At 68.9% G+C, this 20299-nt stretch carries 26 protein-coding genes and 1 pseudogene; 26 read left to right on the top strand and 1 reads right to left on the bottom strand.

The window, feature by feature from the left end:
- The first annotated feature begins 4 nt into the window (after positions 1 to 4).
- The 25 genes from AA75_RS11360 to AA75_RS11235 all read left to right on the top strand — a co-directional run bounded on the left by AA75_RS11360 (position 5) and on the right by AA75_RS11235 (position 18825).
- Entirely contained in the window at positions 5 to 2524 is a 2520-nt protein-coding gene (locus AA75_RS11360; protein ID WP_033819779.1) for a hypothetical protein, read from the top strand.
- A 63-nt stretch (positions 2525 to 2587) separates the two neighbouring features.
- Entirely contained in the window at positions 2588 to 2947 is a 360-nt protein-coding gene (locus tag AA75_RS11355) for a hypothetical protein (RefSeq protein ID WP_033819778.1), read from the top strand.
- A gap of 62 nt (positions 2948 to 3009) precedes the next feature.
- The gene (locus AA75_RS11350) at positions 3010 to 3783 is read left to right on the top strand and encodes an N-acetylmuramoyl-L-alanine amidase (RefSeq protein WP_033819777.1); all 774 of its coding nucleotides are present in this window, start codon (positions 3010 to 3012) and stop codon (positions 3781 to 3783) included.
- Positions 3784 to 3835: 52 nt separating this feature from the next.
- Positions 3836 to 4087 (top strand): hypothetical protein, encoded by a 252-nt coding sequence (locus AA75_RS11345; RefSeq protein ID WP_033819776.1) that lies wholly within the window; start codon positions 3836 to 3838, stop codon positions 4085 to 4087.
- A 280-nt stretch (positions 4088 to 4367) separates the two neighbouring features.
- On the top strand, positions 4368 to 4994 hold the full coding sequence (locus AA75_RS11340) for a hypothetical protein (protein WP_149038073.1): 627 nt from the start codon (positions 4368 to 4370) through the stop codon (positions 4992 to 4994).
- 73 nt (positions 4995 to 5067) lie between these two features.
- A complete protein-coding gene (locus AA75_RS11335; RefSeq protein ID WP_033819774.1) occupies positions 5068 to 5325 on the top strand; it encodes a hypothetical protein in 258 nt (85 codons plus the stop codon).
- Positions 5326 to 5400: 75 nt separating this feature from the next.
- Entirely contained in the window at positions 5401 to 5751 is a 351-nt protein-coding gene (locus tag AA75_RS11330; RefSeq protein WP_051812134.1) for a hypothetical protein, read from the top strand.
- A gap of 31 nt (positions 5752 to 5782) precedes the next feature.
- A complete protein-coding gene (locus AA75_RS11325) occupies positions 5783 to 6904 on the top strand; it encodes an AAA family ATPase (RefSeq protein ID WP_051812133.1) in 1122 nt (373 codons plus the stop codon).
- Between the two features lie 62 nt (positions 6905 to 6966).
- On the top strand, positions 6967 to 8097 hold the full coding sequence (locus tag AA75_RS11320; RefSeq protein ID WP_033819773.1) for a hypothetical protein: 1131 nt from the start codon (positions 6967 to 6969) through the stop codon (positions 8095 to 8097).
- Positions 8098 to 8149: 52 nt separating this feature from the next.
- On the top strand, positions 8150 to 9073 hold the full coding sequence (locus AA75_RS47290; RefSeq protein ID WP_149038072.1) for a hypothetical protein: 924 nt from the start codon (positions 8150 to 8152) through the stop codon (positions 9071 to 9073).
- A gap of 105 nt (positions 9074 to 9178) precedes the next feature.
- Entirely contained in the window at positions 9179 to 9568 is a 390-nt protein-coding gene (locus tag AA75_RS11305; RefSeq protein ID WP_033819770.1) for a hypothetical protein, read from the top strand.
- Between the two features lie 80 nt (positions 9569 to 9648).
- Entirely contained in the window at positions 9649 to 10323 is a 675-nt protein-coding gene (locus tag AA75_RS11300) for a hypothetical protein (RefSeq protein WP_149038071.1), read from the top strand.
- Positions 10316 to 10507 carry a hypothetical protein gene (locus tag AA75_RS11295; RefSeq protein WP_033819769.1) on the top strand — a complete coding sequence of 64 codons (192 nt, stop codon included), beginning with the start codon at positions 10316 to 10318 and terminating at the stop codon, positions 10505 to 10507. Before AA75_RS11300 ends, AA75_RS11295 begins: the two co-directional genes overlap by 8 nt.
- A 176-nt stretch (positions 10508 to 10683) precedes the next feature.
- Complete coding sequence (locus AA75_RS11290) at positions 10684 to 12192, top strand: DNA cytosine methyltransferase (RefSeq protein WP_033819768.1); 1509 nt, start codon at positions 10684 to 10686, stop codon at positions 12190 to 12192.
- The gene (locus AA75_RS11285) at positions 12189 to 12461 is read left to right on the top strand and encodes a hypothetical protein (RefSeq protein ID WP_051812131.1); all 273 of its coding nucleotides are present in this window, start codon (positions 12189 to 12191) and stop codon (positions 12459 to 12461) included. The genes AA75_RS11290 and AA75_RS11285 overlap by 4 nt, the downstream gene beginning before the upstream one ends.
- A gap of 54 nt (positions 12462 to 12515) precedes the next feature.
- Positions 12516 to 12938, top strand: coding sequence for a hypothetical protein (locus AA75_RS11280; RefSeq protein ID WP_033819767.1), 423 nt, complete (start codon positions 12516 to 12518; stop codon positions 12936 to 12938).
- Between the two features lie 32 nt (positions 12939 to 12970).
- The gene (locus tag AA75_RS47285) at positions 12971 to 13474 is read left to right on the top strand and encodes a hypothetical protein (protein ID WP_033819766.1); all 504 of its coding nucleotides are present in this window, start codon (positions 12971 to 12973) and stop codon (positions 13472 to 13474) included.
- A gap of 88 nt (positions 13475 to 13562) precedes the next feature.
- Positions 13563 to 14171: a hypothetical protein gene (locus tag AA75_RS11270; protein WP_033819765.1), complete on the top strand. Its 609-nt coding sequence runs from the start codon at positions 13563 to 13565 to the stop codon at positions 14169 to 14171.
- Between the two features lie 219 nt (positions 14172 to 14390).
- Positions 14391 to 14792, top strand: coding sequence for a hypothetical protein (locus AA75_RS11265; protein WP_033819764.1), 402 nt, complete (start codon positions 14391 to 14393; stop codon positions 14790 to 14792).
- A complete protein-coding gene (locus AA75_RS11260) occupies positions 14789 to 15283 on the top strand; it encodes a hypothetical protein (protein WP_033819763.1) in 495 nt (164 codons plus the stop codon). Before AA75_RS11265 ends, AA75_RS11260 begins: the two co-directional genes overlap by 4 nt.
- A 241-nt stretch (positions 15284 to 15524) precedes the next feature.
- Positions 15525 to 15839 (top strand): hypothetical protein, encoded by a 315-nt coding sequence (locus AA75_RS11255; protein WP_033819762.1) that lies wholly within the window; start codon positions 15525 to 15527, stop codon positions 15837 to 15839.
- Between the two features lie 55 nt (positions 15840 to 15894).
- Positions 15895 to 16518, top strand: coding sequence for a hypothetical protein (locus AA75_RS11250; RefSeq protein ID WP_033819761.1), 624 nt, complete (start codon positions 15895 to 15897; stop codon positions 16516 to 16518).
- Complete coding sequence (locus AA75_RS11245) at positions 16518 to 17567, top strand: N-6 DNA methylase (protein ID WP_051812130.1); 1050 nt, start codon at positions 16518 to 16520, stop codon at positions 17565 to 17567. Before AA75_RS11250 ends, AA75_RS11245 begins: the two co-directional genes overlap by 1 nt.
- A 119-nt stretch (positions 17568 to 17686) precedes the next feature.
- Positions 17687 to 18385, top strand: coding sequence for a hypothetical protein (locus AA75_RS11240; RefSeq protein ID WP_033819760.1), 699 nt, complete (start codon positions 17687 to 17689; stop codon positions 18383 to 18385).
- 62 nt (positions 18386 to 18447) lie between these two features.
- On the top strand, positions 18448 to 18825 hold the full coding sequence (locus AA75_RS11235) for a hypothetical protein (RefSeq protein ID WP_149038070.1): 378 nt from the start codon (positions 18448 to 18450) through the stop codon (positions 18823 to 18825).
- A gap of 533 nt (positions 18826 to 19358) precedes the next feature.
- Here the strand turns inward: AA75_RS11235 and AA75_RS11230 are convergent.
- A complete protein-coding gene (locus AA75_RS11230; protein WP_051812129.1) occupies positions 19359 to 19952 on the bottom strand; it encodes a TetR/AcrR family transcriptional regulator in 594 nt (197 codons plus the stop codon).
- Positions 19953 to 20050: 98 nt separating this feature from the next.
- On the opposite strand from AA75_RS11230, the pseudogene AA75_RS51780 reads away from it, so the two are divergent.
- Positions 20051 to 20299: pseudogene (locus AA75_RS51780) on the top strand (dipeptidyl aminopeptidase); the annotation flags it as partial.

The following is a 20299-nucleotide window of genomic DNA, read 5'->3' as shown; positions in this document are numbered from 1 at the left end:
CCCTGTGCCTGACCCGATCGACCAGCTCGCCCAGCGCATCGCTGATCTGGAGCGCACCACCCAGGAGACATCCCGATCCTCGCGCCTCGCGTACTCGAGCATCGACGACGGCGCGCTGACCGTCACCGCCGACGGCACGGTGCGCGCGATCATCGGCCAGCAGCCAGACGGCACCACCGCCATCAACGTCGTCAACGGCCCGCCGCCCCCAGTGCCAGCCGTGCCCGCCGCCACGCCGACCCTCGGCGGCGTCGCCGTCGTGTGGGACGGTGGCTTCGCTGGCGGCGCGGTGTGCCCACTCGACTTCGCCCGGGTAGAGATCCACACCGGGCGGGCGAGCGGCTTCACCCCCGGGCCCGGAACCCTGGTTGCGACCATCGAGTCACCCCGCGGCGGCCGGGTCCTGGTCCCGACCGCGATACCCGTCTGGGTCGTACTCGTGGCCCGCTCCACGTCCGGCAAAGCGTCCGCACCCTCTCCCGAGGCCACCGCAGTCCCGGCCAAGGTCGTCGCGGACGAAGTCCTGGCCGGCATCGTCGGAGAACTCCAGCTGGCTGACGACGCCGTGACGGCCGCCAAGGTCGCAACCGGCGCCATCGACGGCCCCGCCATCGCCGACGCGGCCGTGACCGCAACGAAGGTCGGCCAGGCCGCCATCGTGGCCGGGAAGATCGCCAGCGACGCCGTGACCACGGGCACGATCGCCGCCGACGCGGTGACCGCCAGGGAGATCGCCGCCGGCTCGGTCACCACTGCCGAGCTGGCCGCCGGAGCAGTCACGACCGCCAACCTTGCCGCAGGGGCCGTGACGGCCGGGCAGATCGCCGCCAGCACGATCACCGCCACGCAGCTCGCCGCGAGCTCCATCACCAGCTCCAAGATCGCGGCTAACGCTGTGGTCGCCGGGAAGATCGCCGCCGACGCGGTTACCGGCCGCGAGATCAAGGCGCTGTCGATCACCGGCGACAAGATCGCCGCGAACACCATCACGGCGACACAGATCGCGGCAGGAGCGATCAACACCGACGCCCTGTCCGTCGGCCTGGTGAACAACTTCATCCCGGACGGCTCGTTCGAAGGACCCGTCGGTGCTGCCCTGCTCGCAGCCGCCGGGGCACCCTGGTCCATCGCCTCCACCGGCAACGGCTCGGCCAAGAGCGCCAAGGTCGACGCAACCGCTGCAACGGCATCGACCAAGAGCGCGGTCCTCGCGACCGTTCCTGCGCGTGCCGGCGATCAGATCTTCCTCCGCTTCGACTACCAGGTGTCAGCGGACTGGAAGGGCCAGTCCGTCAAGCTCTACGCGCGGTGGGTGGACGCCACCGGAGCAGTGCTCGGCTACGGAACAGCCCTGGCAACCTCCCCCCAGCCCGCAGCGACCTGGCAGACCGCATCGGCCACGGTGACCGCCCCGCCGAACACCACCACGGCACGCCTGACCATCGAGTCCTTCCAGGCCACGGCAGGCACCATCCTGTTCGACAACTGCGAGGCCCGACCGGTGCTCTCCCAGGTCCAGATCGCCGACGGCACGGTCACCGCGTCGAAGCTGTCCGCAGACGCAATCACCGGGAAGACCATCACCGGCGGCACCATCACCGGCACGCTCATCACCGGTGTCCAGATCGACGGTGCGACTCTGCGAACAGCAGCCACCGGCAACCGGGTCGAGGCCACATCAGTAGTCCAGAACGGCTCGCCCACCGGCATGGTGAGGCTCTACTCCGGCTCCACACAGGAGACGAGCCCGGCGACGATCTCCAGCGTCTACGATCCGAGCCAGAACACCAGCGTCCTGACCCTGCAGTCCGCGAAGCTCACCGACCCTCCCAAGACCGGAGTGATGGCCCCGCGGTCGGTGGTCTGGTGGCCCCAGGCCGGCATCACGCTGTGGTCAACACCCGGCCAGGCCCGCGTGGACATCGACGCCGGCAGCACCAGCGTCAACGGGCAGCTGGACGTCCGCTACTCGGTCAGCACCAACTCCGTGTACGCCACGGGAACAAGCGGCCCGATGCGGCCAGACCTCCCCAATGCCAACGTGTACGCGGGCAACGGGGACTACGACCACATCCGGATCGGCAACAACGAGATCATCGCCTGCAACAAGGACCAGTGGGCCGACCTCGTCCTCAACAAGAAGCTGACGATCTCGCAGAGCCAGATCGTCACCGACATCCCGATCGTCACCAGCGACAATCCACGCTGGCGCAGCGTCACATTCACGAACGGCTGCTCGCAGCTGTCGGGCTGGCAGTTCGTCCAGTACCGGCGGCTCGTCGACGGGTCGGTCGTGCTTCGGGGCATCGTCGCGGTGCCCGCTGGCATGACCTCCGGCACTGTGTGCACCATCGGCGAGGCCGCCTACCGGCCCAAGACCGGCGAGGTGTTCCCGGGCGCAACCAACAACAACGTCAACGCCAACGTCTTCGTCTACCCGTCCGGTGAGGTAGTGCTGACCAACGCCACCGGGCCGATCGGCGGCTGGCTGTCGTTCGGCAGCATCCGGTGGTTCACCGACTGATGACCTACGGCGCGGGGGCCGTAGGATGATCAGTGGCGCGGGGACGCCTACCAGGAGCATGCCTTGAGCGTCCCGCCGACCGCCGAGCCCACACTGTGGGAGCTCCAGCGCGCTCTGTCCCAGCTCCGCGAGGATCAGAGAGATGGCATCGCCGGGCTCCGCGATGATCTGCGCAGCGATCTCCAGTCGCTAGCAGCCCGGTTCGAGCAGGTCGTCACCAAGGACGTCTACACCTCCGATCAGCGCCTCATGGCGCAGCGAGTAGACGTTGTCGAACGCGACCTCGCCGCCGAACGGCGGGCCCGCGAAGACGCCGAGACGAAGGCGATTGCCGGCCGGAGGTGGCTGATCGGCGCCTTCATCGCGCCCCTGGTGGTCGCAGCCCTCCAGCTGTGGCTGCTGGCGAGAGGCGCAGGGCCCTAAACGGCCCGACACGTAGTGCAGTTGTAAACAGGCATAGGCGCGGGGGAGATGTAGGACGCGCTATGCAGCTCGTGACCCGGGCCCAGCTTGGCTGGCCGGAGTCTGCCGCACCGGACCAGCCCACGACCAAGGGCGTCAAGGTGCACTACGAGGGGACGTTCGTCAGCCCCTCGCTGGCCGGTGACCACGCCCTGTGTGTGCAGGAGGTCAAGGCCATCCGGGCGAGCCACCTGGCCAACAAGCAGGAGGGCTACACCGACATCGCGTACTCGTACCTGGCGTGCGTACACGGCTACCTGTTCGAGGGCCGAGGCATCGGCAAGCGGACGGCGGCCAACGGCAACCAGCCGCTGAACCGGGGGCACTACGCGATCTGCGGCCTGGTCGGTTCCGAGGGGCTGACCGATCCGACCGACGCGCTGCTCGGCGCGATCCGGGACGGCATCGACCTGCTCCAGCGCAACGGCGCCGGGCCCGAGATCCTGGGCCACTGCGACGGCTACGCCACCGAGTGCCCTGGTGGCCCGCTTCTCGCCTGGGTCCGGCAGGGTGCGCCCCGCCCCGGCGGCGGCGGAGGCACCGCCCCGGCCCAGCCGCCGGCGACCGATGGTCCGCCGTGGCCGGGGGAGTACCTGCGGAACTTCACTGCAAGCGGCAACGCCCGCACGTGGCAGCAGAAGATGGCCGACCGCGGCTGGAGCATCGCGGTCGATGGCGGGTACGGCCCCAAGTCGGCTTCCGTGTGCGCCCAGTTCCAGCGTGAGAAGGGCTTGGAGGGGGACGGCGTGGTCGGGCCCCTCACCTGGCGGGCGACCTGGAGCGCGCCCGTCACCTGAGCGGCCGACGCGATCGACCTTGACCGTAACCATCAAGAAGGAGATCCCCCGCATGAACGTGTACGTATCCCTACTGAGGACCGGAGTCCCCGCGCTGGTGGGATGGCTGGTCACCCTGGCGGCCGGCCACGGTCTCGACCTGGACCCCTCCGCGCTGTCCGGCGTCCTGATCCCGGCGGTCGGCTTCGTCTACTACGCGCTGTTCCGCCTCGCCGAGGAGCACCTGAGCCCCAAGTTCGGCTGGCTGCTCGGCTACGCCCGCCCTCCGCACTACCCGGCAGCGAAGGCACCGTTGCCCCTCTGAACCCCTGCCCTCCGTCCGTGCGCGCTGGTAGGCGCGAGCCCGGACCGGATCAGGCAGAAGGCAGCTGCATCGCCCACGAGTAACCGGCCCTCGTTCGTGAGGGCGCGCCGAAAGGGGTCGTAAGCATGTAGCTGCCGCTGGGAAAGGGTGAGGCCCCCACTCATGGAGTGGGGGCCTGACCTCTTGGAGGACTTCAGGCTATCAGCCCGCGTGCCCACCCGCGTTAGCATCCTATGCGCATAGAATCAAGTCATAGCCTTGTTGTGATGACGATGGGACGGTGTGCGGCGTGAAGAAGCCTCTGCTGGCAGGGAAGAGCGAGTTCGGAGCTGTCTACGGTGTGACGGCGGCCCGGGTCTCGGAGTGGGTGACCCGCGGGAACCTGGACTACTCCCACGCCCGCGTGATCTCGGGCTCGCCGTACTGGCTGCTCGACTTCGTGCGCAGGTTCGGCGAAATGACGACCCGATCGAAGGCTGTCGACGCGTCCGCTCTCCAGGCGATCGTGGAAGCGCAGCAGCCGGCGGCCTGGGTCACCGACGTAGCCGAGCTTCCGGTGATCGTCGGCCAGCAGGAGGTCATGCAGATCTTCGGCCTGGAACACGGAACGCTGGTCGAGCAGGCGCAGAAGCGCGGCGCGTGGCCCGCAGGTGACTGGAGCCTGTCCGGCTCCCACCTGTGGCTGCTCGACACCGTCCTGGAAGCGGCCGCCCTCGTCGCGAAGGACCCGACCGCCCGGCCGTGGGCTCCGGCCGAAGCCGAGCGGGTGCGGCACCGGGCCGTGGCCCGGATCTGGACGCCCGACGACGCGGTTGTGGATGCCTTGCGCGTGGGTTCGTACGACGGCCCTGGATCGAAGATCCTGCCGCGCGGCCGGGCCGCGAAGAAGGCTGCTCCGACCGACTAGGCGTTGGACACCACCACTAAATGCGTATAGAATTAAGCCATACGGCGGGAAGGTCCCGCCGGAGGAGGCAGTCATGCGCATCAATGTCAGGCCGGCCATGGGGCCGGTCGCGACCATCAGGGGAAGGGACCTGCGCGTCGTCATCGACGCGCTCGACACTCACGTCCGGGAGGGCGAGGGGCTGCGCCGTCGCGCCTCCGCCCTCCTTGGTGAACTGCGCGGGGTGGAACACCGCATCCCCGTCCAGCCGTGCGGCTGCGGTGCCGACCATCACCCCGCAGACTGCCCCGACGCGGCCCGCCGCCGTGGCGCTGGAGCCGAAGCGCCTTGATCAATCCCACCCTTTGAGTCAAAGATAGGTGGCAACTTAACGTAAGGTTGCATACCTTCTGAGGGGGGATTCGTCATGCCCAGCGCCCAGCCGCGCCTTCCCGGCCTGGAAGACATCGAGCAACTGGTCTTCCCCGACCACGAGCCGAACACGTCCATCCAGGCCCGCTTCGAGGCATTCCACGAGCTGAACCCCTGGGTTCTGCGCGAGTTGGAGCGTCGCACCGCCGAGTGCGTCAGCAGCGGCTGGAAGCGCATCGGCATCGGAATGCTCTTCGAGCTCCTGCGCTTCCGCTACGGCCAGGCCACCAGGGGCGACGAGTTCCGCCTCAACAACAACTGGCGCTCCCGCTACGTTCGGCTGCTCCTTGAGCGCCATCCGGAGTGGGAACCGCTGTTCGAGGTTCGCGCCCTGCGCGCGGCCTGACCCACCGACACGACCTCTTGGAGAGAGAACCGTGCCACCCAAGATCAAAAGCCGGAAGCCCACCGGCGTCGTGCCCTTCCCCCTCGTCCTCATCGAAGGCGAGGAAGGCGCCGGAAAGACCTACGCCGCGGCGCAGTTCAGTGCATCAGAGCAGATCGGGCAGATGTACTGGATCGACCTTGCCGAGGGGTCGGCCGACGAGTATGCCGCCATCCCAGGCGCCCGTTACCTGATCATCGAGCATGACGGCACCTACCGGGACATCCGCGAGCAGGTCGAAGCCGTCTACTTCGAGGCCCGCGAGGCGGCACGCGCGGGGAAGCCACCGGTGGTACTGACCATCGACTCAGTCAGCGCCCTGTGGCGGATGCTGACCACCTGGACTCAGGAGCGCGCCCGACGGACCAAGAAGAACTCCAAGGTCCTTGCCCAGGACCCGGACGCCGCCGTCGACATCGCCATGAACCTCTGGAACGACGCCGTGGACCGGTGGTCGGACGTCATGCACTACCTGCGGACCTTCCCCGGAATCGTCCTCGTCCTCGCCCGTGGCAAGGAGGTCAGCAGCGTCGACGAGAACGGCAACCCGATCACCGGCCGGCGGGAGTGGAAGGTCGTAGGGCACAAGGACCTCGGCTTCGACTGCTCAGTGTGGGTCCGGATGCGCCGTGGCCAGGAGCCGGAAGTCGTCAAGGTCCGCTCGCTGCGGATGGCGGTTCCCGACCGAAGGCCGCTCCAGATCCCGGACTTCACCATCGAAGACCTGGTCTTCAACCGGATGGGCTGCTCGGTCGACTCCCAGCCGCGCGTCATGCCTGAGCTGGCCGCCGACCGGACCAAGCCGTGGCTGGCCCGCATCGAAGCAGCAACCGACAAGGCCACCCTCAAGCAGCTCTGGGACTCTGCCCACCCCCAGCAGTCCGGGCTCAGCGAACAGGAAGGCGACATCGTCGCGATGGCGATCAGGCGACGCGTTGCGAAGCTCGCCGAGCCGAAGCGCGGCATGGAGGACGAGCCGCAGAGCGACGCCGACAAGCTGCGCGAGGCCGCCGAGAAGCTGGAAGACGACGCGAAGAAGCTACGAGCTGCTGTAGCGGCCAAACAGGATGCCGACGCCGAGTTCGCGGGTGACGAACCTCCCGCCGACAGCTGACGCCCCGCCGGGCCGTCCCTCTCGGGCGGCCCGGCCCTCATGACCTCTTGGAGAAGAGACCCATGTCCATCTCAGCCATGCCCAGCTCGCCGTCCATCTGGGCGGCCGTCGAAGCAGCGAACGGCCGCCGGCCCCGCTCCCTGCAAGTCCAGCTCGGTGCGAGCGACACCGTGTGCGAGCGCCGCGCCGCCTACATCCTCCACGGGCATCCCAAGACCGACCACGTGTTCAGCCGCGCCGCCGCGCTCGGCACTATGGCCCACGAGGGTCTGACCAGGGCCGCGAAGGACGAGTTCGGCTGGCTCATCGAGCGCAAGGTCGCCGACCCCGCCATCCGGGGAAGCATCGACATCGTCCAACTCGACGCTGCCACCGCCAAGCGCCTGCCCGCCCGGCTACGCCCCAAGGTGGCCGCCGACGTCGTCACCGTCGAGGACATCAAGACCAAGACCGTCTGGAAGTGGGACGACGTTCTGCGCTACGGCCCGACGGAAGCCGAGTTGCGGCAAGTCCACCTGTACGCCGATCTGCTGCGCACGGATGGCTTCGAAGACCGCACAGGGCAGCGCGTTCTGGCCCGCCTCGGACCGGTCGCCGTTGAGCAGATCAGGCTTCGCTACGTGTGCAGGGACAACGGCGACGAGTACGTCCACGAGATCCCGTTCGACCCGCAGCGCGCCGAGGAAGCCCGCTGGTGGCTCACCCGCGTTGCTGAGACCAAGAGGCCGGAGGAAGGCCGCCGCGACTTCCTGGGGCCCGGCCTGGACGCCGCCTGCGACTTCTGCCCCTTCGCCACGGCCTGCTGGGGCATACCGGCGCCGGGCCGCCCCGCACAGACAACCCTGATCCATGACGACAAGGACGTGGAACAGGCGCTGATCGACTACGTCGAAGCCCACAAGCCCTTCGCCGAGGCCAAGCGGATCAAGGACTTCGCGCGCAAGAAGCTCGACGCTTCCAAGGCTGGCCAGTACGGGCCGAACATCCTGAAGTGGGGCGGGGAGAACCCCGTAGAGGAACCCGACGTGACGAAGATGATCGAGCTCTTCGACGACGCCGGTCTAAAGGTCCCGCAGACCGAGGACCTGGCCAAGATGGTGAAGATCCTCAAGGCCGCCGGCCTGCCCGTGCCGATGCGCGACACCGGCAGGTCATCTGCGAGGACCATCCGCGTCGTGCCGTACCGCGAGTGAGCCCCTACCCGGTCCGTAGCGCACGTCCGAGCACCACCGAGGGGAATCCGCAGTGTCCATCCACCTGATGATCCTGGCCAGTTACCTGCCGAAGGACATGGTCAACCCAACGCAGAAGCTCATGATGCAGAAGCTCGCTGACTCCGCCGACGACGAGACCCGCCTGTCGCGACCTGGCATGAACCGGATGGTCGCGTGGGTGGGCGTCGGCGAGAAGCGGTGCACGACGATCATCACCGAGCTGGTTGCCAAGGGTCTGGTGGAGCGGGTCGAGGTCGGGCGTCCGGGCAGGGCTGCGGTGTACCGGGTCTTCCCCCTGGCGGTGCCGGAGATGCCGAAGGCCAACGATCTGAGGGCGCAGCGGCTGGAGGCGAACAAGGCGCCGAAGAACCCGAACCTCGCACGCAAGGGAGTGAAACGGGCCGCACCGTCGAAGGCCGCGCGCACCTACCTGGATCTGATGGAGAAGGACACGCCGACCGAGGCAGCCCCTGCGTCAGATGGGTTCCCCCAGGGGAACCCAGTGCCAGGCGAAGAACAGGTTCCCGCAGGGGAACCCAACAGGTTCCCGCCGGGGAACCCAGCAGGTTCCCCCGGGGGAACCCCTTCCTTTCCTTCTCCTACCTCCTCCTTTCCTTTCCCCCCTACCCCCGTGGCTGGCGCCACAGGGGAGCCCGCTCCCGCAGCTGGAGAGGACGATCCGTCGCCCGGCGTGCAGCCGGAGGGATGCCCGGCGCACCGGAAGCCTGCGAGGAACTGCCGGGCGTGCGGCACCAGCCCGAGGGCTCAGCGCGCGAAGCAGGACGCCGCGCGGAAGGAGGCTGTACGGGCGCAGGAGGGGCAGTTCTGGGAGGACTGGCACACGGAGGCGGAGGCACGGCGCAACCAGGCGCAGAAGGGCGCTCAGACACTCCAGGCGGCTCAGCAGGAGGCGCGTGCGGTGATCGCAGAGGCCCGAAGCAGGCTGCGAAAGTAGGTAACAACTTTATGACGTTCCACGGAGAGGTGGATCGGATGATCATGAGCGTATAGAATTAAGACATAAGCGAGAGGGTCTCGCTCGGAGGATCGGAGGAAGCGCATGACCTACCTGCCAACGCTCGGAATCAACTCGGACGGAGCCCTGACGCTCGACCACACCGGCCAGCTCGCGCCCCTGCTCCTCGACCTCGCCGAGCAGCTCAACGAGGACGAGGCCGTAGGTGAGGCCCTCGGCGAGATCGCCGACCTGCGCGACCGGGCCCGAGCTGAGCGCGAGCTCGACGGCCTCGGACACGCCGAACACGCCCTCGACGACAAGGCCACCCGCCTCATCGAATCGCTCGGCCACGGCGCCGGGCCGCTCGACAGCCGCAATGGCGTCTACGCCATCCAGCAGGCCCGGCAGATCGCCATCGAAGCCCGCCGGATCGCCGAGACCGCCACCGCCTACGCCGACCGACTCGCCGCCAGCATCCGCCAGGCCGCATAGCCCCGCCGGGCCGGGCGGAGCCGATCCGCCCGGCCCAAAAGTAGGCGACAACCTAACGCAAGTTGCAGAGAATCAACCTCTTGGAGACCACCGTGCGCCTCGCACCCCTGCCCGACCACCGCCGCGTCACCGACCCGGACTGGACCCGCCTGTTCGAGAACTACGGCCACATCATCCGGCCCCTGCGCGAACGCGGCTTCGTCACCGACTTCGAGCTCGGCGGCGGCGCGTACTACATCCACGCCGACCTGCCCGACGGCAGCCACCTGGCCATCGCCAGCGACGAGGGACTGCCCAGCAACCCCCACGACGTGAAGGGCTGGCACGTCTGCCGCCACCACGACGACAACCCGACCATCTCCGACCTCATCTACGACTCCACGATGGCCGGCTCCGACCTCCTCAACCGCCAGCTCCGCTCCCCGCTCTTCGCCGCGATCGACGCCTATCTGCTCCGCCGCGGCCTGACGGAACCCTGGCGCGCCACCTTCCAGCCGGTCGCGCTAAAGACCCAGCACCTCACCGCCGACGGAACACCCCGGACGCCGGTGCTGCGCCCCTACGTCGAGCGCCAGTACGCCGCGGGGTCCTACGAGGTGGACCACCAGGGCCTGTACGAGGACGGCTGGCACCGGATCTACGCCCACCCCAGCCGCGACTGGCCCAGGAGCCTGTGGATGCGCGGCGACGCAATGCTGCACCTCGGGGTTACGGCCACCGAGTTCGCAACCAGCACGGACATCGACCGTGGCTGAACCCGAGACCCAGGCCCGCCGCTGCCACTGTCTGGTCGCCCACCCGACCACCGACGCCGAGCGCGCGGAGATCGTGAACGCCATCACCGAGGCACGCCGCATCAACGACTCAGGCGGCCTGCTGATCAACCTGGCCCGCCTCACCGGCGCCGGGACCTGCCCGGCGAACGCGGGGCGGCCGTGACCGTCGACCTCGCCTTACTCGGCCTGGCCGTGCTTGGCGCACTCGCTTGGACGGCCGCGGCCGTCGAGGACTTCCGCACCGAGCGCCGAAGCCGCCGACGCGGCCGCCACCGCTGAAACACCCGCCCGGCCCGCCACGCGGGCCGGGCACCCCCGACCTCTTGGAGAGAGATCACCATGTCCCTGACCGCCATCGACTTCCTCTGCGGTGGAGGAGGAAGCTCCACCGGCCTCGTTGAGTCCGGCATCGAGTTGTTGCTCGGCGTGAACCACTGGAGCGTCGCCCTCGCCACCCACGCGGCGAACCACCCGAAGGCCGACCACCTGCTCACCGACGTATCCGACATGCGGATGCGCTACCTGCCGAAGGCCGACCTCCTCTGGGCATCGATCATCTGCACGGAGATCAGCCCCGCTGGCGGCCGTCGCCGCCAGAGCGAGCCCGATGACCAGATGTCCCTGTTCGACGAGAACGAGGACGGGTTCAAGACCTTGCCCAAGGAAGCATTCGAGCGCACCCGCGCCACCGCGTGGTGCGTCGTCAGGGCTGCAGAAGCCCGCCGGTTCAAGGCCATCGCGATCGAGAACGTCATCGAGTTCGCCACGGACTGGCAGCTGTTCCGGGCATGGCTCGCAGCGATGGAGGAGCTGGGCTACCAGCACCAGATCACCTCGGTGAGCTCGGCGCACATCGGTGACGAGCGCAACGAACCCGCCCCACAATGGCGAGATCGGCTGTACATCGTATTTACGCCAAAGGGTGCCCGCCGTGTCGATCTGACACCACGTCCGAAGGCGTGGTGCTTCGACTGCGGTGAGGACGTTCACGCGTTCCAGAGCTGGCGCAACCCGAAGGCCACCATCGGCAAGTACGGCGTCCAGTACGACTACCGCTGCCCCAACTCGCGGTGCCGCCACGCCATAGTGGAGCCGTACGTCCGCCCGGCCGCCACCGCGATCGACTGGACGAACCTTGGCACGCGGATCGGCGACCGGAAGAAGCCGTTGGCCGCGACCACGATGGCGCGCATCCAGGCCGGTCTGGAGCTGTACCCCCACCAGCCGAGCGGCCTCACCCTCACCCATGGCAAGGACGGAACCGCCCGCGCCTTCGACCCCGCAGCCCGCCCTCTGCCCGCTCGAAGCACCAAGCAGGGTGAGGGGCTCCTCGTCCCTGCCGGCGGCAGCTGGAACAACACCAGCGCCCGCAGCGATGCCCCGTTCCGAGCACGGACCACTCGCGAGAGCGAGGCCCTGGTCGCCCTGCCGGAGCCCTACATCGTGGAGTACCGCAACCACGCGACGGCCAGCCCCGTCAGCAACCCGCTCTCCGCCGTGACCGCCCAGGGCAGGCACCATGCCCTCGTCGTCCCAGGCGGGCGAACCGACGAGCCGCACAGCAACACCCTTGTCATCCCCTACCGCAAGGCAGCAGCAAAGACCGCTGGACACCCCTTCCACACGCTCAGCACCAAGGCATCCGCCGCGCTCGTCCAGTCGGCACCCAGGATTGAGGACTGCCGGTTCAGGATGCTGTCCCCTGGCGAGCAATTCGCGGCCCAGAGGTTCCCCGCCAGCTACATCCGCTACGGCACGGAGGCCGAGCAGACGATGCTGGGCGGCAATGCGGTCTCCGTCAACGCCGCCCACTGGATCGGCCGACAGATCCAGGCGGCACTGGGATGACCTTTCCCCGAATTCCCCGCCGGACTCCGCTCATTCGGCGGCTGCGCATCATCGTCCTGGACGAGCCGAAGCCCGTGTTCATCGTCACCGACAGCCCGGACCAGTACTGCCCGCAGTGCCATGGCGACGGCGGATGGCTCGGCGGCTACCACTGGGACGCCTGGACACCGTGCGGCTGCTGGAACCCGGAGTGGCAGATCCGGCTGATGCCGCTACCCCGCCGACTGGCCGAGCGCCGCCACCCGCTCGACCGCCGCTCGCGCCGCTGACATCCCCGCCCGCCCCGCCGCACTGGCGGGGCGGGCCCCGAAAGGACCCGATCCATGGCCTACTCCGCGCTGCCCGTCACCGAAGTCTTCATGCCCGCCTGCTACCGGAACCTCGCCTTCGCGCCGAGCGAACGCCGGTACTCGGACCGCACCAGCCTCCTGAAGCTGTGCCTGGACCTGCTGCCCACCTGCGGGCCCTGCCCGGTCCGTGCCCGCTGCATCTACCAGGTGCGCCCCAGGCCCTCGAAGTTCGACGGCGTAGCCGGCGGCCGGATCTGGTTCGCCGGGGACGTCATCGCCACCGTCGATGGAGCCGACGACCGCGAGCTGCCGCCGCCGCTGAAACCCCGTGACATCTGCGGCACTTCGCGCGGCATTGACGAGCACTACACCCGCGGTGAGCGGTACTGCGACGACTGCCGCGCACTCATCGAGGCGAACACCGAACCCGTCCAGCTGGAGCTGGCCGACGCATGACCAGCACGACGCCACCAAGGAGACCAGAGCCCATGCACTACCCATGGCCGAAGCCCGACCCCGGCCAGCGAATGCCCGTTCAGAGCCGCGGGCCGCTGCTCGCGGAGCCCAACTCCTGTGCACACTGCCACCTTCCGGAACGCGGGCATGCACGCCAGTGGACCGAGGCCGCCGGATCGCACGCCTGGACCAGCCCGACGGACGCGCAGCGGCTGCGCCGGATGCTCTCCCGCAGAGCGGCCCGCCAAGGGGACCGTCCCGGCGTCGTCACGCACAGCGTCCAGTGGGTGTGCCCGAAGGCCGACCGCGAGGCGCGCACCAGCCGCGAGCAAGTGCACGCCAGCTGGTGGCTGTTCCGCACGCTCGTGATGGCCATCTCCGCCGTGGCCGAACAGTGCCCGCATCTCGGCACTGACCACGTCGCCGCCCGCCTGGTCGTGAACGACACCGCCGTCACGATCGACCACCGGCCGGTGGCGCTGCGCACGCTCGTCGTCGCCTGCGACCGATGCCCGGCCGCAGCACCCAGCGCCTGAAGACACCCGCGCAGCGGTCGGGATGGGGCCGACCGCTGCACCCGCGCCGGACCAACGGCACGGGCCAGCACACACAGAAGGAACACTCGTGGACACCAGTACGACAGCCGCACTCCGGGGCCCCATCCCCCTGGTCATCGGCCTCGACCTATCCCTCACCTCCACCGGCATAGCCGGCGTCGACTGGGCCAGTGCCCTCCGGCCGAAGACCGGCCTGCGCGGCCACCAGCGCATCGACTGGCACCTGCGGGAGATCACCGAAAGGACACGTGCCGCCGACCTGGTCATGGTCGAAGGACCTGCGCACCGGCACGGTGGCCAGGCCGGGCACCACGAGCTGGCCGGCCTGTGGTGGCACGTCACGCAGTCGCTGTGGCGCCGGGGCATTCCGTACGCGGTCGTGCCACCGGTGAACCGGATCATCTACGCCTGCGGGCGGGCGAATCCGGCGAAGGACTACCCGGCCAAGCAGCGTTCCAGGGTCGCCAAGGGCATGGTGCGCGACGCGCTGGCCACCCGCTTCGGCCTTGAGTGCGAGGGCGCCGGCCGGTACGACATGGCCGATGCCGGGGTGATGGCCCACATGGGCCGGGACTGGCTCGGCTGCCCGGTGGTGGAGGTGCCGCCCATGCACCGGCGGGCCTTGGACGGGGTGGCGTGGCCCGCCATCGCCCCGGGGCCAACGCAGGCAGCCTGACCTGCCAAAACTCTGCCGGAGGACTGCCACAAAACACCGCGCGGGCCGCCTTCGGCGACGCCGGGCTTCGGCCCGACGCCGGGCTCAGTTCGGCGACTTCCTCGGGGTTCGGACCAAGCACTACGCCGAGGTGAGCTGAACCCAACCCCCGGCGGTCGGCCGAAAGCTGGCTGGCCGCCGGACCTCCAACCCGACCGACCCATCCAGAACGGAACCGACATGACCCGCAAGCTCGGCCTACGAGTCAACCCCGACGGCACCACCACCATCCTCAACCTCCCCGCCAGCCGCACCCGGTGGACCGCCTATCTGGAGAGCGAGGTCGGAGGATCCGTCGAGTACGTCAACCACCGGCTGTGCGGCCGCCGGACCCTGAGCCTCGCCATGCGCTCCGACGGCTCCGACGGCCTGGAGATCAACGACGTGGCAGCCCTGCTCCTGCTGGTCATGCTCCACGAGGCCATCCCGTACGACCTGCACGGACCGGTGGCCTTCCTCGGTCCGTCAGACCTGGACGGGTTGCCGACCGGCCTGCCCGAGGATCTGGCGGCGGCGATGTACACCGCAGCGCCGGGCCTGTGCGCCAGCCTCGGCCTGAACCCGGCGGACCGTTCGACGTGATCGTCCTGATCCGGACGCGCTTCGCAGTCGACACGGCCCGCTGGACCGACGCCTACGGCGGTGACGAGGCGACCGCGGCGCGAGACCTGTCCTACTACCTCTCCGACGCCAACTCCTGCCTCCCCTCGACAGGGGAGGAGGGCGGCCCCGCAAACGTCAGCCCCAGGGACTGGAGGGTCGAGCGCACGGCCGACCTCTTCGAGGACACCGTGCGGATCCGCTGCACCTGGGCAGCCGACTGCCCGGCCGAGGACTGGACCACCTGGCGAGCCGATCCCCGATACGGAACCGCCGTCCATGTCCCGGACGGCAGGGCGCGCGAAGACATGGCCCGGGTCATCGCCGAGGAACTGTTCACCATGGGCCTGCTCAGCGAAACCCGGGCAACCATGACCGTTCTGCACCCCTACCAGCAGCACTACGAACACCAGTGGCGCCTGGCCAGCGCCCGCCGCCCCGGCCCCGATTGGTCCAGATGCTCACCGCCATGACGACGCTCACCTGCTCGCGGTGCTCAATGCCCATCGAACCCGGAGAAGGCGCCGACTACATCGGCGACGACCTCTGCTGCGAGGACTGCGTCATCAACCACCAGTACTCAACCAGCGGACTCTGAACCATCAGGCCCCAGGTCTCCTGACCTGCGGAAACACCAAAAAAGAAGGTGGACCCACCCCCTGAATGCATATAGAATTAAGGCATAAGGATGAGGGTTCACCGAAAGGACAGACCGTGCAGCAGGCAACGCTCAACCGCCCCATCCCGGGCCACCACCACCGAGCCCTCGCGGACCTCCTCATCAGCCACCCCTACAGCACCACCCCCCGAGACCGCGCCGAACGCCTCGTCAACAGCGCCACCATCACGGCCTGGGCCCTGCGCCCCGCCGAACTCAACACCCTCACCCTCACCCAGTACACCGACCTCGTCATGCACGCCTGCTATCCCCTCGCCCTCAAGCACGCGCTCCTCCACCGCGGCGAACGCCGCCACCTGCGCACCGTCGCCGACGAGATCACCCGCCACATCAACCGCCACTACTCCTGACCATCCCGCCCGGTCGTCACCCGGCGACCAGGCCCGCCATCCCACAGGAGCACCAATGGACCTCCCCATTCGGTCGGTCATCGCCCGATCAACACCGGACGGCTTCACCGGCCGCCATGTCCACTACGACGGGCTTCCCGTCCTGCGGATCCCCGACCTCATGCACCTCGTCCGTACCGTCCACCAGGGCGACGCACGCGCAGTCGCCGACAGCCTGATCGACGACCACCCCGGCGGCTGGCTCACCATTCCCTCCGCCAACGGAGATCAGGGCGAGTGCCTGTGCCACGCGATCGGAATGCCCGCCGAGACGATCACCCACCAGAGCGCCACCCCTGCACTGCACCCGTGGATCTACATCATCAACCACACCCACCTCGCCGTCCTCCGCTCGGACCGCAATCGCTACGTCCACCACGCGGACTACGCCTGGACCCCGGAGCCGGCCGACGCCAGCGCGGGCCCTCTCCGCACCTGGCGCGTCGTCTACCGCGACCGCACCGCCACCCCGCTGCTCCTGCTCGCAGTCCTACCGACCGACGAGGAGCCGCCCGACCTCGAAGCGGACATGTGGGCCCACAACCTCTTCGACGTGACCGTCGAGTCTCCGACCCTGACAAGCGCGCTCCTCGCCGCCCGCACAATCCTCGGGGCCGGAGACCAGGGGGGAGAGAACTGATGCAGTTCGACCTTTTCAACCAGCCGCCGGAGAACCGGCCATCACTGAACATCCGCAAGCGCGCGACACCGCCGAGGGTCACACGTGAAGCCGCGATGGCGGCCGCCGCCGACCTGGCGCACGCCAACCGAGCGGTCGCAGCCGTCACCACCCCGGCGCGGCGCCGCTACATCCGGCGCCCGGCCGACCCGCACACCGCAGCCTTGCACCTGGCCGAAGCCGTCACCTCCGCCTGGTGGAGGAACGGCGGCACCAACCGGTTCGAGATCGCCATCGGAGCCGTCGCCGGCCTTGCGCTGTGGCCCGCGAAGGGGCGGACCATTGCCCCCTACGTCGCCGATTGGTGGCGCACTCTCAGTGCAACCGACATTCTCAAGGCGCTCGAGGAGTGCTTCGCCCGTTGGTGGGTCGTCCGGCCCGACCTGATCGAATGCGCACGCCCCATCCACGACTGGCTGACGGACGAGAGCACCCGCGCCGACTTCGCCGCCCCGGTCAGGGCGGTCGTCCACGCGGCCCTCAATGCTGGACTGCTCGACCTGCTCGGTGACGACCACCCGTACCTCCGTTCCAGCACCGACGTGCTCGGATTCCTGCTGACCGCCTTCCGCTCTCCGTCACAGCGTGAGGACCTCGCCGAAATCCACACGCCGCCGGACATGGCCGACCTCATGGCCCGCATGCTCCTCGACGGAATCGGCTTTGAGCCCGGCCACTCATTCGACGACCCGGCCGCAGGCTCCGGCGGTCTACACCGAGCAGCCGCCCAGACGCTCCGGGACGCCGGCCGCGACCCCGCCGACTTCCTCTGGTCCATGACCGACGTCGACCCGATCGCCGCCTCGCTCTGCGCCGTCAACGCCATCGTGTGGGGCCTCGGGCCGAACGTCCTGGTCTGGTGCGGCAACACCTTGACCGAGGGCGACGGCCCCCGCCGGGCGGCCAAGCGCCGCGCTGAGGTGATCGAGCACCGCGACCAGTACCTCCGCATAGCGAAGATGCACGCAGCGATTCGCGGGCTGCTGCGGCCGGAGCCGATCGCCGCATAGGCGGCCTGACCTGCTGAAATCCATCGTAAGCAGGTGAATCCATGCCCTGAATGCGTATAAAATTAAGCAATAAGAGGGGGGATCCCTCCACCCTCACCACCAGCCTCTTGGAGACCCGCATGAAGATCGGTCCCGACGACCTCCCCGACCTCGCCAAGTCCTTCACCGACCTCCTCGGCACTGCCTGGACCATCGACCCCGACGCCAGCACTTACGGCGTCGCACTCCTCGACGGCCCCGACGGGCGCCGCGCCGGCATTCGCACCCGGCGCGGCGGCACCACCCTCCAGCTCTGGGTCACCGGCTACCGCGCGCCAGTCCTCCCGCGCAACGCCGACCAAACCACCCGAAACGCTCACGCTCGCCATCTGGCCGAACGCCTCGAAGAAGGCGCGAACTATCACACCGTTCTCCGCCTGGCCGAGGTCGACGAGCCCGCCAAGGCAGTTCTCGACTCCTTCGACGAAGTGCTATTCCCCGCCTTCGACCACAAGCCCTTGGCCGTAGGCCACCGGCCCTGGCTCGACGCCGCTGAAGCCGCCGAAGCCGCCAGGGCAGCGGAGAGGCCGAACCTCGATGCGCCGACTGATACCGAGCCCGCAGCGCCCACCGCCCCGGCTGCGCCGACCGAACCCGCGACCTCAACCGAGACCGATAGCAAGCCCGCCCGCGCCCCGCGCAAGCGCACGGCCAAGCCGCCAGCCGACACCACTCCGGCGCCGGCCAAGGCCAGCCGCCCCCGCAAGGTCACCGCCACGAAGGCCGACCCGCCCAAGCCTCGCGCCAAGCGCACCGCGAAAGAGCCCGCCACCAACTGACCAATCCGACCGGCGGCGTATCCGCGCCCCCGGCCCGACCTCACAGTGAACGGACCCACGACATGCCTCAATCAACCCGCAGTGTTGAATCGGCGCTCATCGACGAACTCGCCGCCGACGAGCAGCCCATAGCTGGCCGCCTCCTCTACTTCATGCTCCGCGCCAATGGCCTCGCACCCGAGCCATTCCACGTGGGCGGCCGACACTGGGCACTGATCATCAACACCCCAGGCGGACAGATCTGGATCACAGACATCAACTCGCACATCGCCCACCCGGCAGTTGAACACACTGCCTGGCAGGCCACCTACATCGCCGACACCGACGAGACCCGGGAGTTCGGCCACTCCATCTACACCGGCCCCGGCAACCTGACCCACACCCGCGACACGGCTGCTTGTGTCGAAGCCGCCTTCACCTGGATGGCGGCCCGCTGGTGATCCGCCGGGGAGCCGTCGACGCCCCAATCACTGAGCCGAGCCCTGGAGAGGCTTTCTCCGTAATCCGGCTGCTGTGCGCCCTGGCGGCGGTGCGCGCCGGGTAGGGTGGGAGCGGACGTTAGACCCGCGATGGCGGGCAGAGAGGCTCCGCCCCGAGCAATGGGGGCGGAGCCTCTCTGCGTGGGAAGGGCAATGCGGCGGACGCATGATCGATAGGCGACAGGCGGGCTGCTCAGCCCGTTCGGAGCGCCCCGGGTTCCCGTCCGTGGCCTCGCTGGGAACGCCATGGGAACGACGAGACAGTGCGTCTTGATGCAAAGCGGTGCAGCACTGAACTGCTATCACCCCGTCTGACCTGCGAAGTAAGGCCATCCAGCGCACTGTGATGCGTCCTGGTGCCCGATCTTGTCGAGCTCGTAATGCGTAGGTCGCGGGTTCGAATCCCGCAGGCGGCTCAGTCGGACCCCAGGTCAGCCATTGGCTGGCCTGGGGTCCTTTTGTTGTGTCCGTGGGGCGCGGCGCGCACGGACGGGTCAAGCGGTGTCCGGTGGGGCCGGGGTGCCGAGCAGGCGGTTCACGAGGAGTTCCGGGTAGCCGGTGGCCGGTGGGTCGATGCCGAAGATGACGCGGACGTAGAACGGGGCGAGGAGCTGGTCGAAGATGTCCTCCAGGGGCGGTGGGTTCTCGCCGCGGGCGGTGGCCCGTTGGCGGATCTGCTCGATGGAGCTCACGCGGCGTCGGAATTGCTCTTCGCGATCGCCCTGTGTGTCGGGGTCGGTCGGCATGGACAGGGCGACGGCTCGGATGAGGACGCGGCCCTCGGGGGTGCGGATGCTGTCGACGCTGGCCCGGGCCCAGGCGAGGAGGTCGCCGCGCAGGCTGCCGGTGTCGAGCAGTGGTGAGGTGCGTTCCAGGCGGGTGGTGACGACGTCGGCGAGCAGCGCCTCCCGGCTGCCCCAACGCCGGTAGATGCTGGTGTGGTTGACGCCGGCGCGTTGCGCGATGGCGGGGATGGTGGGTTCGGCGCCGTCGGGGGCGGAGAGCAGGTCGATGACCGCTTGGTGGACGGCGGCGCGGACCTGTTCGGGGCTCTTGCGGATGCGTTCAGCAGGTTGTTTCGGAGTCACACCCACATCCTAAGCACAGATGTTTGCTTCCCGGCGGCTGATGGGTCTACAGTTCTGCCGTAAGCACAGATCGGTGCTTAGCGATGGAGGAGACCGTCATGAAGCAGCTGCTGTTCCCGAACAACATCCAGTTCTGGTACGAGACCCTGCGCTCGATGAGCCACATCGCCTACGGCGGCGCCGACTTCGGCGAGGTCGTCGCCACCGGCGAGCGCATCACCGAGGGCGACTACGACAGCTGGTACACCGAGTGGCTGGCCACCGCCGACCGGGTGTCCGCCGAGGCCGCGAAGGCCCTCAAGGCCGGCCACCGGGTCAGCGCCCGGGACGGCTTCCTGCGGGCGTCG

This window comes from Kitasatospora sp. MBT63 (assembly GCF_000710465.2).
Taxonomy (GTDB): domain Bacteria; phylum Actinomycetota; class Actinomycetes; order Streptomycetales; family Streptomycetaceae; genus Kitasatospora.
Note: the sequence above shows the minus strand (reverse complement) of the source record. Positions and strands in the feature narration are given on the sequence as shown.

Bases quoted from the DNA above. Each gene is read 5' to 3' on its own strand.
- AA75_RS11350 (WP_033819777.1), top strand. From the start codon at position 3,010: ATGCAGCTCGTGACCCGGGCCCAGCTTGGCTGGCCGGAGTCTGCCGCA.
- AA75_RS11345 (WP_033819776.1), top strand. From the start codon at position 3,836: ATGAACGTGTACGTATCCCTACTGAGGACCGGAGTCCCCGCGCTGGTG.
- AA75_RS11335 (WP_033819774.1), top strand. From the start codon at position 5,068: ATGCGCATCAATGTCAGGCCGGCCATGGGGCCGGTCGCGACCATCAGG.
- AA75_RS11330 (WP_051812134.1), top strand. From the start codon at position 5,401: ATGCCCAGCGCCCAGCCGCGCCTTCCCGGCCTGGAAGACATCGAGCAA.
- AA75_RS11320 (WP_033819773.1), top strand. From the start codon at position 6,967: ATGTCCATCTCAGCCATGCCCAGCTCGCCGTCCATCTGGGCGGCCGTC.
- AA75_RS11305 (WP_033819770.1), top strand. From the start codon at position 9,179: ATGACCTACCTGCCAACGCTCGGAATCAACTCGGACGGAGCCCTGACG.
- AA75_RS11290 (WP_033819768.1), top strand. From the start codon at position 10,684: ATGTCCCTGACCGCCATCGACTTCCTCTGCGGTGGAGGAGGAAGCTCC.
- AA75_RS11285 (WP_051812131.1), top strand. From the start codon at position 12,189: ATGACCTTTCCCCGAATTCCCCGCCGGACTCCGCTCATTCGGCGGCTG.
- AA75_RS11280 (WP_033819767.1), top strand. From the start codon at position 12,516: ATGGCCTACTCCGCGCTGCCCGTCACCGAAGTCTTCATGCCCGCCTGC.
- AA75_RS47285 (WP_033819766.1), top strand. From the start codon at position 12,971: ATGCACTACCCATGGCCGAAGCCCGACCCCGGCCAGCGAATGCCCGTT.
- AA75_RS11265 (WP_033819764.1), top strand. From the start codon at position 14,391: ATGACCCGCAAGCTCGGCCTACGAGTCAACCCCGACGGCACCACCACC.
- AA75_RS11250 (WP_033819761.1), top strand. From the start codon at position 15,895: ATGGACCTCCCCATTCGGTCGGTCATCGCCCGATCAACACCGGACGGC.
- AA75_RS11245 (WP_051812130.1), top strand. From the start codon at position 16,518: ATGCAGTTCGACCTTTTCAACCAGCCGCCGGAGAACCGGCCATCACTG.
- AA75_RS11240 (WP_033819760.1), top strand. From the start codon at position 17,687: ATGAAGATCGGTCCCGACGACCTCCCCGACCTCGCCAAGTCCTTCACC.
- AA75_RS11235 (WP_149038070.1), top strand. From the start codon at position 18,448: ATGCCTCAATCAACCCGCAGTGTTGAATCGGCGCTCATCGACGAACTC.